Origin of the sequence: Paenibacillus sp., assembly GCF_048976745.1 — a bacterium.
Lineage (GTDB): Bacteria > Bacillota > Bacilli > Paenibacillales > Paenibacillaceae > Paenibacillus.
On record NZ_JBHGUU010000021.1, the window covers coordinates 1 to 15,500 of the forward strand.

14 protein-coding genes, 1 tRNA gene, 1 rRNA gene and 1 pseudogene are annotated in these 15,500 nt (G+C 44.6%); 13 read left to right on the top strand and 4 right to left on the bottom strand.

Annotated elements, in window-relative coordinates:
- The 11 genes and pseudogenes from rrf to ACE3K2_RS23895 form a co-directional block, all read left to right on the top strand.
- A 5S ribosomal RNA gene (rrf, locus tag ACE3K2_RS23845) occupies nt 1-98 on the top strand; the annotation flags it as partial.
- Between the two features lie 368 nt (nt 99-466).
- Nucleotides 467-1,924 carry an IMP dehydrogenase gene (gene guaB / locus ACE3K2_RS23850; RefSeq protein ID WP_421895848.1) on the top strand — a complete coding sequence of 486 codons (1,458 nt, stop codon included), beginning with the start codon at nt 467-469 and terminating at the stop codon, nt 1,922-1,924.
- 434 nt (nt 1,925-2,358) lie between these two features.
- On the top strand, nt 2,359-3,732 hold the full coding sequence (locus ACE3K2_RS23855) for a D-alanyl-D-alanine carboxypeptidase family protein (RefSeq protein WP_421895939.1): 1,374 nt from the start codon (nt 2,359-2,361) through the stop codon (nt 3,730-3,732).
- 175 nt (nt 3,733-3,907) lie between these two features.
- Nucleotides 3,908-4,018: pseudogene (locus ACE3K2_RS23860) on the top strand (pyridoxal 5'-phosphate synthase lyase subunit PdxS); the annotation flags it as partial.
- Nucleotides 4,019-4,036: 18 nt separating this feature from the next.
- Nucleotides 4,037-4,627: a pyridoxal 5'-phosphate synthase glutaminase subunit PdxT gene (gene pdxT / locus ACE3K2_RS23865; RefSeq protein ID WP_421895851.1), complete on the top strand. Its 591-nt coding sequence runs from the start codon at nt 4,037-4,039 to the stop codon at nt 4,625-4,627.
- A 272-nt stretch (nt 4,628-4,899) separates the two neighbouring features.
- Entirely contained in the window at nt 4,900-6,183 is a 1,284-nt protein-coding gene (serS, locus tag ACE3K2_RS23870) for a serine--tRNA ligase (RefSeq protein WP_421895854.1), read from the top strand.
- A gap of 194 nt (nt 6,184-6,377) precedes the next feature.
- Nucleotides 6,378-6,466 (top strand) — tRNA-Ser (locus ACE3K2_RS23875).
- A 192-nt stretch (nt 6,467-6,658) separates the two neighbouring features.
- Nucleotides 6,659-7,000 carry a hypothetical protein gene (locus tag ACE3K2_RS23880; RefSeq protein ID WP_124118848.1) on the top strand — a complete coding sequence of 114 codons (342 nt, stop codon included), beginning with the start codon at nt 6,659-6,661 and terminating at the stop codon, nt 6,998-7,000.
- A 26-nt stretch (nt 7,001-7,026) separates the two neighbouring features.
- The gene (locus tag ACE3K2_RS23885; protein WP_017691325.1) at nt 7,027-7,203 is read left to right on the top strand and encodes a hypothetical protein; all 177 of its coding nucleotides are present in this window, start codon (nt 7,027-7,029) and stop codon (nt 7,201-7,203) included.
- Between the two features lie 21 nt (nt 7,204-7,224).
- Entirely contained in the window at nt 7,225-7,377 is a 153-nt protein-coding gene (locus ACE3K2_RS23890) for a small acid-soluble spore protein P (RefSeq protein WP_421895859.1), read from the top strand.
- A gap of 265 nt (nt 7,378-7,642) precedes the next feature.
- Nucleotides 7,643-8,737, top strand: coding sequence for a hypothetical protein (locus ACE3K2_RS23895; RefSeq protein WP_421895862.1), 1,095 nt, complete (start codon nt 7,643-7,645; stop codon nt 8,735-8,737).
- A gap of 264 nt (nt 8,738-9,001) precedes the next feature.
- Here ACE3K2_RS23895 and ACE3K2_RS23900 read toward each other — a convergent pair whose 3' ends face one another.
- On the bottom strand, nt 9,002-9,571 hold the full coding sequence (locus ACE3K2_RS23900; RefSeq protein WP_421895865.1) for a GNAT family N-acetyltransferase: 570 nt from the start codon (nt 9,569-9,571) through the stop codon (nt 9,002-9,004).
- A 43-nt stretch (nt 9,572-9,614) separates the two neighbouring features.
- The gene (tadA, locus tag ACE3K2_RS23905; RefSeq protein WP_421895868.1) at nt 9,615-10,121 is read right to left on the bottom strand and encodes a tRNA adenosine(34) deaminase TadA; all 507 of its coding nucleotides are present in this window, start codon (nt 10,119-10,121) and stop codon (nt 9,615-9,617) included.
- Between the two features lie 333 nt (nt 10,122-10,454).
- Here tadA and ACE3K2_RS23910 point away from each other — a divergent pair, with 333 nt between their 5' ends.
- Entirely contained in the window at nt 10,455-12,794 is a 2,340-nt protein-coding gene (locus ACE3K2_RS23910) for an ATP-binding protein (RefSeq protein WP_421895871.1), read from the top strand.
- A gap of 18 nt (nt 12,795-12,812) precedes the next feature.
- A complete protein-coding gene (gene rluF, locus ACE3K2_RS23915; protein WP_421895874.1) occupies nt 12,813-13,514 on the top strand; it encodes a 23S rRNA pseudouridine(2604) synthase RluF in 702 nt (233 codons plus the stop codon).
- Between the two features lie 215 nt (nt 13,515-13,729).
- Here rluF and motB read toward each other — a convergent pair whose 3' ends face one another.
- A complete protein-coding gene (gene motB, locus ACE3K2_RS23920) occupies nt 13,730-14,548 on the bottom strand; it encodes a flagellar motor protein MotB (protein WP_253428960.1) in 819 nt (272 codons plus the stop codon).
- Entirely contained in the window at nt 14,535-15,335 is an 801-nt protein-coding gene (gene motA / locus ACE3K2_RS23925) for a flagellar motor stator protein MotA (RefSeq protein WP_017691317.1), read from the bottom strand. Before motA ends, motB begins: the two co-directional genes overlap by 14 nt.
- Nucleotides 15,336-15,500 lie beyond the last annotated feature (165 nt).

A 15,500-nucleotide genomic window follows, 5' to 3' on the forward strand; every position in this document is an offset into this window, starting at 1 on the left:
GGGTTCCACACGTACCCATCCCGAACACGACCGTTAAGCCCTCTAGCGCCGATGGTACTTGGACCGCAGGGTCCTGGGAGAGTAGGACGCCGCCAAGCAAAGAACCACTGCCGATGTTATTCGGTGGTGGTTTTTATTTGTATATAAATGAATAGTTGAGGTTTGAACAATAGCATAAAAACAGCAACATAACAGCCTAAAGGCCTCAATAGAAGGCAAATGTCAGTTGATTTAAGATGACTTTTATATGATATATTGTTTGCACTTGTCCGCATGAGAAAAACACTTGTATGCATCAGACAACACACCTTATATAACCAAGTACTTTTCCTTGACAGTCTAAATATCGCTTTGCTAAGATGGCAATAATAAATTTTTCAGAAAACGTATTTTCGGCATAAAATACAGCCTGGAATCTTCGGGTTTTGGACCGTAAAGCTGAGCAAACATAAGGAGGAACACTTGCGTGTGGGAAGATAAATTTGGTAAGGAAGGCCTCACCTTTGATGATGTATTGCTAGTGCCACGGAAATCCGAGACACTGCCTAAAGAAGTAGATGTATCTATTCGTTTGAGCGATAGTGTAAAGTTAAACATTCCTTTGATCAGTGCGGGTATGGATACGGTAACTGAAGCGACATTGGCTATTGCCATTGCACGTGAAGGCGGTATCGGTATTATCCATAAAAATATGTCTGTTGAACAACAGGCAGAAGAAGTAGATCGTGTTAAGCGTTCGGAGAGCGGTGTTATTACGAATCCATTCTCACTTACAGCAGATCATCTGGTATCTGACGCAGAAGAAGTTATGGCAAAATATCGGATCTCTGGTGTACCGATTATTGAAGGAGACCAGAAGCTGGTAGGTATTTTGACTAACCGCGATCTTCGTTTCATCCATGACTATGGCATCAAAATTAGCGAAGTCATGACTCGTGAAAACCTGGTTACCGCTCCTGTAGGCACTACACTACAAGAAGCTGAAGGTATCCTTCAGAAGCACAAGATTGAGAAACTTCCATTAGTGGATGAGACGAACACGCTGAAAGGTCTTATCACGATTAAAGATATTGAGAAAGCCATTCAATTCCCTCATGCAGCCAAAGATGCCCAAGGACGTTTGTTGGTTGGTGCAGCGATTGGTATTTCCAAAGATACATTTGAACGTGCAGATGCTTTGGTACAAGCTGGTGTTGACTTGATTACGGTAGACTCGGCTCACGGACACCACATCAATATCATTGAAGCGGTACGTCAGCTTCGTGAACGTTTCCCTAGCCTGACCATCATTGCAGGTAACGTGGCTACCGGTGAAGCCACTCGTGACCTGATCGAAGCAGGGGCTTCGGTAGTCAAAGTGGGTATTGGTCCAGGTTCAATTTGTACAACACGTGTTATCGCTGGTATTGGTGTACCTCAAGTAACTGCAGTGTACGATTGTGCAACAGTGGCACGCGAATATGGGGTTCCAATTATCGCGGATGGCGGAATCAAATATTCCGGTGAAATTACGAAGGCACTGGCTGCAGGTGCACACGCGGTAATGCTGGGAAGTCTATTTGCCGGCACAGCGGAAAGCCCAGGGGAGACTGAGATCTTCCAAGGACGTAGCTATAAAGTATATCGTGGTATGGGTTCTATGGCTGCAATGAAACAAGGTAGTAAGGACCGTTACTTCCAGGATGATGACAAAAAACTGGTTCCAGAAGGAATTGAGGGCCGTGTTGCTTACAAAGGTCCATTGTCTGATACAATTCACCAACTGATTGGTGGTTTGCGTTCCGGTATGGGTTACTGCGGTACAAGCAACCTGGAGCAGCTTCGGAACGATACTGGCTTCATTCGCATTACCGGTGCAGGTCTGCGTGAAAGTCATCCGCATGATGTACAGATCACAAAAGAAGCACCTAACTACTCGTTGTAATCAGAAGAGAGTTAATCATTTCCAGGACAGGCTTGGTGATTTTCACCGGGTCTGTCTTTTTTTGCTGATACCCCTGTGATAGAATAGAACAAGCGGTGACGATCCATGGATGGATTAAGGCGTTGCGGCGGTTATTTGACGTGAATCTATGAATATGGTTTTGAAAAGCAAATGCAGTGCAAGAAAAGGCTGCCAACAGCTAAACAGAAGCGCGGACGTCCTTTTACATATGCATTCGCAAAATGCGGACTAAGTGACAATCGATAACGAACTTTAGGAGCAATAATATTGCTCGTTCGATACAGCGCATATAACACACATCTCACACATCAAACACGCAAGTTAGGGAACAAGAAAATCGCAGCATAAGCTGCACTGAAGCAATTCACAATGCTTTGGATCGAAGGGAGTATTCATCATTGAAAACCAAACACATGAATAAGAAGAAACGCCAAATGCTCAAAAAAAGCGTAGCCTCGGTAATGCTAATTAACATGCTTTGCATGTCTGCAGTAATGCCGGTCATGGCTGCTGCGGATAACTCCGGTCAGGTTCTGACTGCTGCGGCAACAACAACAAAGACGGAGAAAGCTGTTCAGGTTCCTGGGGTAGACTCACTTGGGCTTGAAGTTAGATCTGCGGTGCTTATGGAAGCCTCAACGGGACAGATCCTACTAAATGTCGATGCAGATAAAGCGATGCCACCTGCAAGTATGACCAAAATGATGACAGAGTACATTGTCGCCGAACAAGTTAAACAAGGTAAATTTGGCTGGGACGATATTGTAACTGTTAAAAAGAATGCTGCACAAAGTATCGGCTCGCGTATTTTCCTCGCGGAAGGTGATCAGCACACAGTTAAGGATCTCTATATTGCTATGGCTGTTGGCTCTGCCAATGATGCTACGGTTGCTTTGGCTGAACATGTTGCAGGTTCGGAAGAGGCTTTCGTGAAAATGATGAATGATGAAGCGAAGCGTATGGGCATGAAGGACACGTTCTTCATCAACTCTTCCGGTCTAGACCGAGCAGATATGCCTGCCGACTTCCGCCCAGCTGAAGACAAGGAAACAGTGATGTCCGCACTGGATGCTGCGATTCTGTGCAGATATATCATCATGGATCACCCGGACTACACAGATTTTACAACCATTCAATCCTATAAGTTCCGTCCAAACGATAAAGCTCCAATTATTAATTACAACTGGATGCTGGAAGCGAATAAAAATATAACCAATTTCAAAAGCTATGCCTATGAAGGTCTGGATGGAATGAAAACAGGCCATACCACAAACGCAGGTAATAACTTTACAGGTACAGCGGAACGTAACGGTATGCGTCTAATTAGTGTCGTTATGGGCACAGATTCGGAATCTGCACGTTTCAGAGAAACTAAAAAGGTATTGGACTTTGGATTTAACAACTTTGAAGTGAAGCAGGCTGTTGCAGGCAAGACCAAAGTGACGGGCTGGGAAGCTGTGCCGGTGAAAAAAGGTAAAGAAACAACCGTTCCTGTCGTAACAGATAATGCGGTAAGTTTCGTTGTACCCAAAGGTACTCAGAACCTGGATGTGACGTTCAAAGCGAACGTAACTGAGGCTGACAAGTTAGTAGCTCCAATCAAGGCAGGTACGAAGGTTGGTACAGTAACGTACACTTATAAAGCAGATGGAATTGAACCTCAGGAAAAAACAGTGAACTTGATCACAGCGGAAGAAGCCGATAAAGGTGGATGGTTCCGTCTGTTCTTCCGTGCTGTTAAGGATTTCTTCGTGGATCTCTTTGACGGAATCAAAAACCTGTTTTAGCCCATAACCTACTTCTTGAAAAAGAGTACGATCATGAATTTGATGTTTAAGTGGTCATTTCATTGACAAAATACAAGTTATTCCGACCGGATGGATTGTATAATTACAATTTTTCCGGTAAAATATCAAGTTAGAATTCACGTATAATGAAGCAAAAACTCCAATGTTTTTTAGAACAACACATACATTACGGGCCGAAGTGTCCAAGTATCTTGGAGCACCGATGAAGGGCATAGAGATATCCAAACTCGCACCTTCCGAGCGTATGCAAGATCGTGGCTGGTAAGAGAAGGGGAATGTGCAAATGAAGATCGGCGTTTTAGCACTTCAAGGGGCTGTCACAGAGCATATACGGAGTATTGAACGCGCTGGAGCAGAAGGTGTGGCTATCAAACAGGTTCAGCAATTGGGCGATCTGGATGGTCTTATCCTTCCTGGCGGGGAGAGTACAACGATTGGCAAATTGATGCGTAAGTATGGGTTTATGGATGCCATTCGAGCGTTTGCTGCTGAGGGCAAACCTGTATTTGGTACCTGTGCTGGCTTAATCGTTATGGCTAAGCATATTACAGGACAGGAAGAAGCTCATTTGGAGCTAATGGATATGACTGTATCCCGAAATGCATTTGGACGGCAGAGAGAAAGTTTTGAAACAGACTTGCCTGTCAAAGGTATTGAGGAAACGGTGAGAGCTGTGTTTATCCGGGCTCCCTTGATTGAGAGTGTGGGAGATCAGGTGGAGGTTCTCTCCACTTACAAGGATGAGATTGTAACAGCTCGGCAGGGACATTTGCTAGCTTGCTCGTATCATCCGGAGTTGACGGATGACTATCGTCTGCATGCTTATTTTGTAGAGATGGCCAAGTCCTACAAACATGCGGTAAACCCTAAATAATGTATGATGTACAACCTATGATCTCCCGGTCATCGGATCACTTCCCCAGCAGCCTTGTAAGGCCGCTGATTGGCAGTTGCATCTGAACGGATGCCTGATGTTGCCTGTATCTGCTTCATAGCGGGAATCGCAGCGGAGGGTCACACCGGGGACATAGGTTGTTTTTGTGGTTACAGATTCCGATAAGTATATAGTAAGGTATACACAGTAGAGTTTTGAGAATCGATTTAACAAAGGCTTCACTTCGTGGGGTTATTTAGGAGGGGTATATCGTGCTTGATGTGAAAATATTGCGGAATGAGTATGCACGTGTAGAAGAAGCGTTGACTAAACGTGGAAAGTCGCTGGATCTTATCGCTGGATTTACCGAGATGGATGCCAAACGTCGGGAATTGCTTCAAGAGAGTGAAACGTTGAAGAGCCGTCGAAATACGGTCTCTGCGGAAGTTGCTAGACTGAAGAAAAATCGCGAGAATGCTGATGATCTGATTGTGGAGATGCGCGAAGTCTCTGATCAAATCAAATCCATGGACGAAGAAGTTCGTGAGCTGGAAGTGAAGATCAATGATCTCACAATGGCGATTCCGAACATTCCTAACGAGAGCGTACCTATTGGAGCTTCCGAAGAGGACAATGTTGAGATTCGCCGCTGGGAAGAGCCCAAGTCATTTGCTTTTGCACCAAAAGCCCACTGGGAAATTGCACAGGACCTCGATATCCTTGATTTTGAAGCGGCTGCCAAAGTAACAGGATCTCGTTTTACCTTTTATAAAGGATTGGGTGCCCGTCTGGAACGTGCATTGATTAACTTTATGATGGATCTGCATAGCGATCAACATGGATATGAAGAGATTCTGCCTCCATACATCGTTAATCGGGATAGCTTGTTTGGAACAGGTCAACTGCCTAAGTTCGAAGAAGATCTGTTCAAGTTGAAGGATACCGAATATTATCTGATCCCTACTGCTGAAGTTCCGGTAACGAACTATCATCGCGAAGAGATTCTGAATGTAGATCAATTGCCTAAGCACTTTGTGGCATACAGCTCTTGTTTCCGTTCTGAAGCCGGTTCGGCTGGACGGGATACACGCGGATTGATTCGTCAACATCAGTTTAACAAAGTAGAGCTGCTCAAACTCTCTACTCCGGAGACTTCGTATGAAGAGCTGGAGCAAATGACTCAAAATGCAGAGCGTGTGCTTCAATTATTGGGATTGCCATATCGCGTTCTAACATTATGTACCGCAGATATGGGCTTCACTTCAGCTAAAACATACGATATTGAAGTATGGTTACCTGAGAGCAACACCTATCGTGAGATTTCTTCCTGCTCTAACTGTGAGGACTTCCAGGCGCGTCGTGCCAATATCCGTTTCCGCAGAGAGCCAAAAGCCAAACCGGAATTTGTGCACACATTGAACGGGTCAGGATTGGCCGTTGGACGGACAGTAGCTGCTATCCTGGAGAACTATCAACAGGAAGATGGTACGGTTATCATTCCTGAAGCACTGCGTCCTTATATGGGCGGCACAAGTGTGATTGCACGTCGTTCTTAATATCAATTAACCATCCCCATCAAGAGGAATACAAATTCAATCCGTCATTTCAGAATGGCGGATTGGATTCTTTTGTATAAGCTGAGGCTGTTGTCTGATATGGATTATCAATTTTAATATAAAAAAGATTGCATTATGATGTTGATATGTGGTATGATACTTTTCGTGGCAAGTTTATAAAAGTTAATTTCCCTGGAGAGGTACCGAAGCGGTCATAACGGGGCGGTCTTGAAAACCGTTAGGGGGCAACTCCACGTGGGTTCGAATCCCACCCTCTCCGCCATACTACACTTATAACAAGGATTCGAGCGATATCGCTCGGGTCCTTTTTTGCGTTGTGAGTTTGTTCAGCGTAATGAGCATACAGGTTGGTGACCGATGTATAGGTTGCGCAGCATAGCTTAATATTTTGAATAAGGCTCATATGTATAAAAACATCTTCATCGCCGCACTTTATAGGAGTGGAGGTGGTAAGATGAACCGCGAGTTAAACATTGATCAGACAGAGCTTGTAGGGGCTTGGCAAGAACGTTTGCCTCAAGTCTTGAATGTCGGAGACCAGGCGCAGGTAATGGCCGATGAAGCCGATCAGCAGGCCATTCGGATACACATTGCGACAGCAGGTCATGAGATGTATTCTTTTGATTTCAAATGTGCATATGTCGATTCCCGTGAAGTCAGTGTACAGCTGATTGATGTGGAACGGGATGGGCGAACGACAGATGAGCGTACAGAACCGATTCAGGAACTGGCTCATGATTATACACGGCACATTCACGAATGCGCCCAGTCGTTACAATCCCAGACGAGACAATAGCCTGAAATCTGAAGGAGTGAACTCAATTGACTAAAGCCAAAGCGGGAGTTGACAAAAACCTGCAAAATGTAGTCGATGATTTGGAGCAGCCAGCCGTAAACAGTCATCATGCCCAGCAAATTCAGCAAGATATCAATGATCGCCGTCATCAGGATGCACTGAATCATGACAAAACCGAAGATAGGGACCCATCCCATTCCTAACAAAGATGAGGGGGCAATAATATGAGCAAACCAAAAACAATACCCGTTCCCGAAGCGCAAGCATCTGAACAGCATCATCGTTCATCCAAACGCTCTTCTATGCAGGAACCGTTATCCGGTTCCAAAAAAGTGAAAAATCAGAATCATGTGGATCATCTGAATCCTCAAGGTTAATAGAAACAACACCAGTTTCACTGCAAATAATAATTATGATCAGACTCCATGCAAAAGTCTCTTGTTACCTAACAGGGGGCTTTTGCGTATTCATACATATATAAAGACTGGTACATGCTTATTCCCAAAGCTAACATAGGTCTTTGTAGCCATTTTAAAGAGGAAAGATCACATTTTTCCCAAATTAGGTTTCAGTATCTGGTAATATGGTATATCATTGATATTGAATTACTTTTTTGGGGTTATCACGAGAGGAGAGAAACAAATGACTAAACGTATGGGGGCGCTTCTTCTTACGTTGCTGTTAACCGTATCTATGGCCTTGACAGCATGTAGCAGCAAGCAGGAACCAAAAGAAGCATTGAAGACGGCCGCAGCCAATGCTTCCAAATTGACTTCGTATGAAATGAGTTCCAACTTTACAATTAATGAATTGAGCTATAAACCTGGGGATGCTTCACAAAGTGATCCGACCATGACTCAGTTTATGAGTATGTTGAAGGATGCTCAGTTGAATGTAACAGGTGTATACCAAAGTGAGCCAATGCAGACAGAGATGACTCTTAGCATTGAACTTAAAGGCGACATGGGGATGACCTTTAACATTCCAATGGTGATGACGGCAGAGAAACTGTATGTGAAAGTGCCGAACATTCCATTTTTCCCGATTCCGGAAAATGTTGTTGGCAAGTTCCTGGAGCTGGATCTGAAAGAATTGGCTGAGCAAGAGGGTACGGAATGGAACCCGAATGCTATGGACGCAGCCAAAACTCAAAAGCTGAGCAATGAAGTCATGAACGCGGTGCTGGGTGAATACGACCAAGCTAAATTCTTCAAAAACCTGGATACCAAAGATGCACAACTTCCTGAAGGTGTAGATGCGAAGCAGGTTGTACAATTCACAGTGAATAATGACAACGTGAAAGAAGCGGTTACTGTACTGGTAACAAAAGCGATGCCTAAAGTATTGGATATTCTGTCCAAAGAGGAATATCGTGAAATGCTGCAAATGGATCAGGCCGATATCGACAAAGCTAAAGAAGATTTGAAAATCACTGAAGCAGATCAGGCTGAAATGGCTAAAGACTTGGATAAATTGAAAGATGTTCTAACAATTAACCAATTCAACATTGATTTCGCATTGGACAAAAACGACTTCCCTGTATATCAAAAGATGGTCGCTGATGTGCTGATCAAGCCAGAAGATACCAAAGACGAAGTGAAATTGGCATTTACCGGTTCCAATACGTACACCAAGATTAACGAAAAAGCAGCATTCAAAATCAACATCCCTACTGGCGATGACGTAATTACTATGCAAGAGTTCGAAGAACTGATGAACGCTTCATACGGATACTAAGCTCGTCGAGTCCAAATCAAACCGTTTGTTATTCAAGTGAGGGTAATATCCTTCCGCTTGGATACAGGCGGTTTTTTTGTTACACAGCGTATGAGGGGGATCTGCAAAATAATTGATCTTTGATATTAAATCGTGGCTGTTGATTTATACAAATAAAACCGCACTCTCTCCTACATAACCAGGATAGTGCGGTTTGGAATAGTTAAATTTGTATGTTGTTGAATTGGGAATACAGACAGTTCTGTGGTGGAGCCTCTAAATCAATTAATTCGCAAGTTCATCCAAATCTTCAGCAAGGACAGCATAGATCTGATGATCCTGATATTTGCCGTTGATCTTGAGGTATTTACGAGCAGTACCTTCAAACTGGAATCCGTTCTTCTCCAATACGCGCTGTGAACCTTTGTTGGTAGGCAATACCGCAGCCTGAACCCGATTTAACTTCAGCGCACGGAAGCCATAAGCTACGGCCAGTTTAACCGCTGCTGTCATTCGTCCGCCGCCCTGATAATCTGGATGGATAAAGTAACCCATATCCGCATAATTGGCAACGCCCAATACGACATTGTTAAGACTTACTTGTCCAATCAACAGGCTGTCTTTAATGGTGTAGATTCCAAACTGATATCCTGTACCTTCTTCTGCTGCCTTGACCCGATCCTCAATCCGCCGAGTCTGAGCATCCAGTGTATAAAAATCATTCTCTCGAACCGGTTCTACAGCCTGATATGGGACGCGTGTAATCTGAATCAGGTCCAGATAGGACTGTGTATCCTGGGGTGTGAGCAGCCGAAGGCTTATGCCATGGGCTGTATCATAGAGTGTTAGTGCCATTACAGCACACTTCCTTTCTAATTGGGATGTTTGTATTCGGTGACTACTTTAACTTTTGGCGCAGACTTCTAAAAAATTGAGTTAGCATCGTGGAACATTCAGGCTGAAGGATATCCGGGATCACCTCGGTGCGATGGTTAAATCGAGGCTCCTGTAGCAGGTTCATCAGTGTACCTGCACAGCCTGCCTTGGGATCAGCCGTACCAAAGATTACGCGGGGGACCCTCGATTGTACAATTGCACCTGCACACATCGGACAAGGTTCCAGTGTGACGTACAGAGAACAATCCAACAAACGCCAAGCTCCGATGGTCTCGCTGGCCTGACGAATAGCCACCATCTCTGCATGGGCGGTGGAATCCAGTGTAGTTTCACGCAGATTGAATCCTCGGCCAATAATTTGGTTGTTTTGTACAATTACAGCGCCAATCGGCACTTCCCCAAGAGCCTCGGCCTTATAGGCCTCAGCAATGGCCTCCCGCATCCAGTGCTCATGTTGAGCCTCCTCAGATAAATTCCCAAGATCGGGCTGGAGAGAATGGTCATTCATTACGATATAACTCCTTCCAAAAAGCATTTATTCAGCGAACAAGCATTCGGGTTGTTAACATGTTGTGTATAGAAATGTGGATAACCATAGAGTTGCTCACATAGTTATAAACAAACTATCCACAAGCCTGTGGGTATGTGGATAAATATAGTGATTAATTTCATTGTAGTGGTCGAAAATGCAAAAAACAACGAATTTCGAGCTTTTCAGTCATTCGGTAACTTTTGGACACAGGTCAATTATCCTTTTCAAAAAGTCATACAAGCGTTATGATGGAGATAGGTTTTGCCATATATCGCCAGAGGGTACAAGCCGAGAGGTGAACTTAAAAACTTGTCTATTAAAACGAAATTATCCATGATTATGTCGTGCTCAGTGCTCGTTATTTTAGTGTTGAATATCGCACTGAGTTATTATACTACAGAAGAGAATCTGCGGCAGGACAGTGAAACCAAGATGGTGCTCACTGCAAAACAGATTGCAATTGCTGTCGAACAAAATCAATACAGTTCGGATTATGTAAAACGGCAGATTGGAAACAATCTGTGGCTTGCTGCTGTCATGGCAGCAGAAGAATTGGACCCGGATATTAATAATATCACAAATGAAGAACTTGTTCGCTTGAGTCAGAAGGTTGGCGTATCACATATTTCGTTGATGGAGCAGACGGATGATGACATTGTGGTTAGCCGCTCATCGGATCCGAGAGAAATTGGTCTGTCGACCAAATCCATGACCTACTGGTATCAGGCCTTTAAGCAGCTGTTTGAAAAACAACAGGTGACGATTCCCCAAGGGCAGAAGTTAGAGCATTTCTGGTCAGATGGATTCGAATATTCGACATCCAGTCCTTCGGATATTGATATCTGGGGTTACTACCATGATGGAAAGAGAAACTACATAATCAATCCCTTCTATAATAATACGGAAGTTGATGACTATGTGAAAATCTCTAGTCCGGATGAGATTTTGAATAAAATCCGTGAGGTCAATCCCTCCATTCTGGAGATTACAGGCATCAATCCGTTGACTTTTGGAAGCCCGAACATGGGGGATGACGGAAGAGATACAAACTTTAGCAAGTTGAATAACAGACCGATTCGTTTCGGTACATACCAGTATGGTTCTAAGGATGAGGATCATCGTGCTGTGGTGCGCGCCATTCGAACAGGGCAAAATGTATCTTTTGTCAGTGAAACGCACGAACAGAAGGTATTGAAGAGCTTTATTCCCATTTTCACACCCAATCAGTCTTCCTATGTGATCAGTATTGTCATGGACTATAAGCAAATATCCTCCATGGTATCTGAGCAGTTGGTGAGCCATGCCTCCATATCGTTGGTTTTGCTGGAGATTGTGATCTTTGGCAGCTATCTGCTCGCAGGGTATATTACGCGTCCGATCCAATCCATACTGGGCAAAGTGAATGATGTAGCAGATGGACACTTTGATTTCCGGTTGAAAGTCCGGAGGAAGGATGAACTTGGCCAACTGGCCAATCGTATTAATGCCATGATTCGTAATCTGGGTCATTATACGAGCCGCCTGAAACAGATGTATGAAGAGAATCGGGCGGTGAAAGAGCATCTGGAGTCCATTATCAATCAGACAGCGGATGCCATTCATATTACGGATCTTGAAGGGAAAGTGCTGCGGGTTAACCGGGCATTTGAACAATTATATGGTTTTCGAAGTCGTGAGGTTGAAGGTCGTCATCTGAAGATCATCCCGCCAGAGGCAGAAGAAGAAATGAAACGCCAGCATGCCCAACTCGTTGAAGGCATGTCCATTACATCCAATGAAACCACCTGGATGAAGAAAGACGGGACACGGGTAGAGGTCAGTGTCAGTACGGCTCCGGTACGAGACGAGGCTGGAGAGATTACCGCACTGATTAGTGTCTCTAGGGACATTACAAGCCGTAACCGGATGGAAGAGCTGCTCAGACGCTCTGAGAAGTTGACAACCGTAGGCCAGCTTGCAGCAGGTGTAGCGCATGAGATTCGTAATCCATTGACTACGCTTCGCGGATTCCTACAGTTACAGCAAGAGAGCAACAAGCTGAATCATCGTCATCTGGATCTGATGTTATCGGAGCTGGATCGCATCAACCTTATTGTTGGTGAATTTCTGATTCTGGCGAAACCGCAGGCGGTTCATTTTCAGAATCGGGACATTCGTTTTATTCTCGGCGATGTCATCTCGCTACTGGATAGTCAGGCGCATCTGCATGGTGTAGAATTTGTACTGCGTGCCTCATCCGATTCGGCTATGGTACACTGTGAAGAGAACCAGTTGAAGCAGGTATTCATCAATTTGCTGAAAAACGGTATGGAGGCCATGCCAAATGGAGGAAGTATCCATATCAAGCTCAAGCATGACGAGCAGTCGAAACGTGTCAGAATTGAGATCAGGGATGAAGGCATAGGTATCCCGGAAGAGATGATGCCCAAGCTTGGGGAGCCTTTCTTTACGAATAAGGAGTCTGGGACAGGGCTGGGTCTGATGGTCAGTCAGCGAATTATTCAATCACATAAGGGCATGATGGATATTAAAAGCGTCATGAACAAGGGAACAACGGTTATCATTGAACTGCCTGCATCCGAGCAACAACCGGAGGTTATTGAGGCAGATCAGGTAACGGATGAACCACTTACAGATGAAGAGAAATAGATGAGGTGAGATTACCTTTTGCGTATTAATAAATTTATTAGTGAAACAGGTTATTGCTCCCGGCGTGAAGCCGACAAGCTGGTGGATAGTGGTCAGGTAACCATTAATGGAGTTAAGGCTGAACTGGGCAGTCAGGCAGAAGAAGGCGACGATGTACGAATTAATGGCAAACCGATCAAGGAAAAGAGAAAACACGTATATATTGCGCTGAATAAACCGATTGGAATCACAAGTACAACCGAGCAGCATATTCAGGGTAATATTGTTGATTTTGTCGGACACGATGAACGTATCTTTCCCATTGGACGTCTGGATAAGGACTCGGAAGGTTTGATTCTGATGACCAATGACGGAGATATCGTTAACCGGATTCTTAGAGCAGAAGGACGCCATGAGAAAGAGTATATCGTCACTGTTGATCGAACTGTAACGCCGAGTTTCCTTAGAGGCATGAGCACAGGGGTTAAGATTTTGGGTGAAATGACACTGCCTTGTACTGTGACCCGGATGACGGATCGTGTATTCCGTATTATCTTGACCGAAGGAAAGAACCGTCAAATTCGGCGGATGTGTAGTGCCTTTGGCTACGAGGTTCGTAAGCTGAAGCGGGTTCGGATCATGAACATCCATCTTGGAGAAATGGCAACAGGTTCTTGGAGAGAGCTTACCGCTGCTGAAAAAGCGGAGCTGGGCGGTCTGTTGGACTATTCACTGGAATAGTCGATTCGACTTTGACTAATTTAACCGATTAAAGCTCTGCTTTCCGTAAGGGAGTGCAGGGCTTTTTGGTGCAGAGTTAATGAAGGCTGCTCAATAATACCGAATAGGACGGAAATATGTAGATAAACCAAGCGTAAGCCTTTATATAAACCCAAAAGACCGTTCTCCTTGTACCTGGAGAACGGTCTTTTGGGTCATTGGCGGCGTATTGGCCTCTAGTTTCCTTCGCCAACCGCTTTTACATTGGTATTGTTACTTTGATACTTCCGAATGATAGAAACCTCTACACGGCGATTCTGTGCCCGTCCGGTATTGGTGTCATTGCTGGCAATCGGGTGATACTCTCCATAACCACTTGGTGTGAATTTGGAAGGATCCAATTGTGTGTTCAGCAACAGGATTTTCAGGAAGTTGAGTGCACGATCTGCACTCAGATCCCAGTTATCTTTATATTGGTTGTTCGAAATGGGAATATTATCGGTATGACCGGATACCACCACTTCATATTCAGGGAACTCCTGCAGCATGCTTGAAATCGCTTTGGCCAGGGATCGTGATTCAGGCTTCACATCTGCTCGGCCTGAGGAGAAGAGGGCATTATCACTGATGGTGATCTTCAATTCAGACTGATTCAGCTTGGTGTTCAGCTGGTCCGAAAGTCCGTTCTTTGAGATATACTGGTCAAGTCGTTTCTTGAGCTTCTCCAGATCTTCCTGCTCTTTTTGAGCCATCTGTGCATCCGTAATCTGAGCTGGTGTTTTTTTGGTGATTTCTGTAGGTTCCTGTTTGTTTTTACCCAGATCAGCACCTGGCGTATCCGGATTCATGGACGTATGATCCAGAATACCGGAGCCTCCATTCAATGCACTGCTTAGTGCGGAAGCCATCTGCTCAAACTTGGCTGCATCGAGTGAACTCATGGAGAACAACGTGATAAACAGGGCAAGCAACAAGGTCATCAAGTCAGAATAGGGAAGCAACCAGCTCTCGTCTATATGTTCTTCATGTGGTTCGTGCTTTTTAGCCTTTTTCACCTGATGATCCCTCCTTCTCTTCCAGTTGTTTACGTTCGGAAGGTGTCAGGAATACGGATAACTTTTGGTTGATGGCAATGGTGGATACACCAGATTGTATGGATAACAATCCTTCAACCATCATCAGCTTGATCTCCATTTCTTGCTTGGACATCCGCTTCAGCTTGTTAGACATCGGGTGCCATAACACGTAACCACTAAATATACCAAGGAGTGTTGCGATAAATGCTGCCGCAATCGCATGGGAGAGTTTCTCCATGTCACTGAGATCGGCAAGTGCTGCGATGAGACCTACAACGGCCCCGAGAACCCCGAGCGTAGGTGCGTACATCCCCGCCTGAGCGAAGATCAAGGCACCGCCACGGTGGCGCTCCTCTGTAGCGTGAATATCTTCCATGAGTACATCACTTACAAATTCCTGATCGTTGCCGTCGATAATCATACGCATACCGCCACGAAGGAACTGATCGTCAATCTCTTCTACTTTTGATTCCAGTGCAAGCAAACCTTCACGACGGGTAGTGGAAGCCCAATCCATAAACGTGCCGATCAGGGATACTCGATCAATAAGTACTTGATTTTTGAAAATAATCCCGAAAAGCTTAGGGATTTTCTTAACTTCAGACATCGGAAATGCAATAAAGATGGTTCCTGCCGTACCAACAAAGATAATAACGTAGGCTGCCGGATTGTTAACCAGGTTGATTAAGGGCGCACCCTTCAGGAACATACCGAGTACAAGGGAGACCAGCCCAAAAACGAGTCCAATAATCGTTGAAATGTTCATCATACACCTCATCCATGAGATAAAATTGAATCCTTTCAAGCGGCTGTATTCGGGCTTCCGGACGAATTTTTGGCCGCAATCCGTTCAATGTTAGGCATTCCTTGCGGTTGCTAAAACAGTTCAAACGGTCATATATAGTATTTATCGACCAGAAGGCCTTTTTTT

Excerpts from the sequence above, each read along its gene's own strand:
- motA (WP_017691317.1), bottom strand. The coding sequence starts at position 15,335 with ATGAACATTTCAACGATTATTGGACTCGTTTTTGGGCTGGTCTCCCTT.
- ACE3K2_RS23855 (WP_421895939.1), top strand. The coding sequence starts at position 2,359 with ATGAATAAGAAGAAACGCCAAATGCTCAAAAAAAGCGTAGCCTCGGTA.
- ACE3K2_RS23880 (WP_124118848.1), top strand. The coding sequence starts at position 6,659 with ATGAACCGCGAGTTAAACATTGATCAGACAGAGCTTGTAGGGGCTTGG.
- ACE3K2_RS23900 (WP_421895865.1), bottom strand. The coding sequence starts at position 9,571 with ATGGCACTAACACTCTATGATACAGCCCATGGCATAAGCCTTCGGCTG.
- pdxT (WP_421895851.1), top strand. The coding sequence starts at position 4,037 with ATGAAGATCGGCGTTTTAGCACTTCAAGGGGCTGTCACAGAGCATATA.
- ACE3K2_RS23895 (WP_421895862.1), top strand. The coding sequence starts at position 7,643 with ATGACTAAACGTATGGGGGCGCTTCTTCTTACGTTGCTGTTAACCGTA.
- tadA (WP_421895868.1), bottom strand. The coding sequence starts at position 10,121 with ATGAATGACCATTCTCTCCAGCCCGATCTTGGGAATTTATCTGAGGAG.
- ACE3K2_RS23890 (WP_421895859.1), top strand. The coding sequence starts at position 7,225 with ATGAGCAAACCAAAAACAATACCCGTTCCCGAAGCGCAAGCATCTGAA.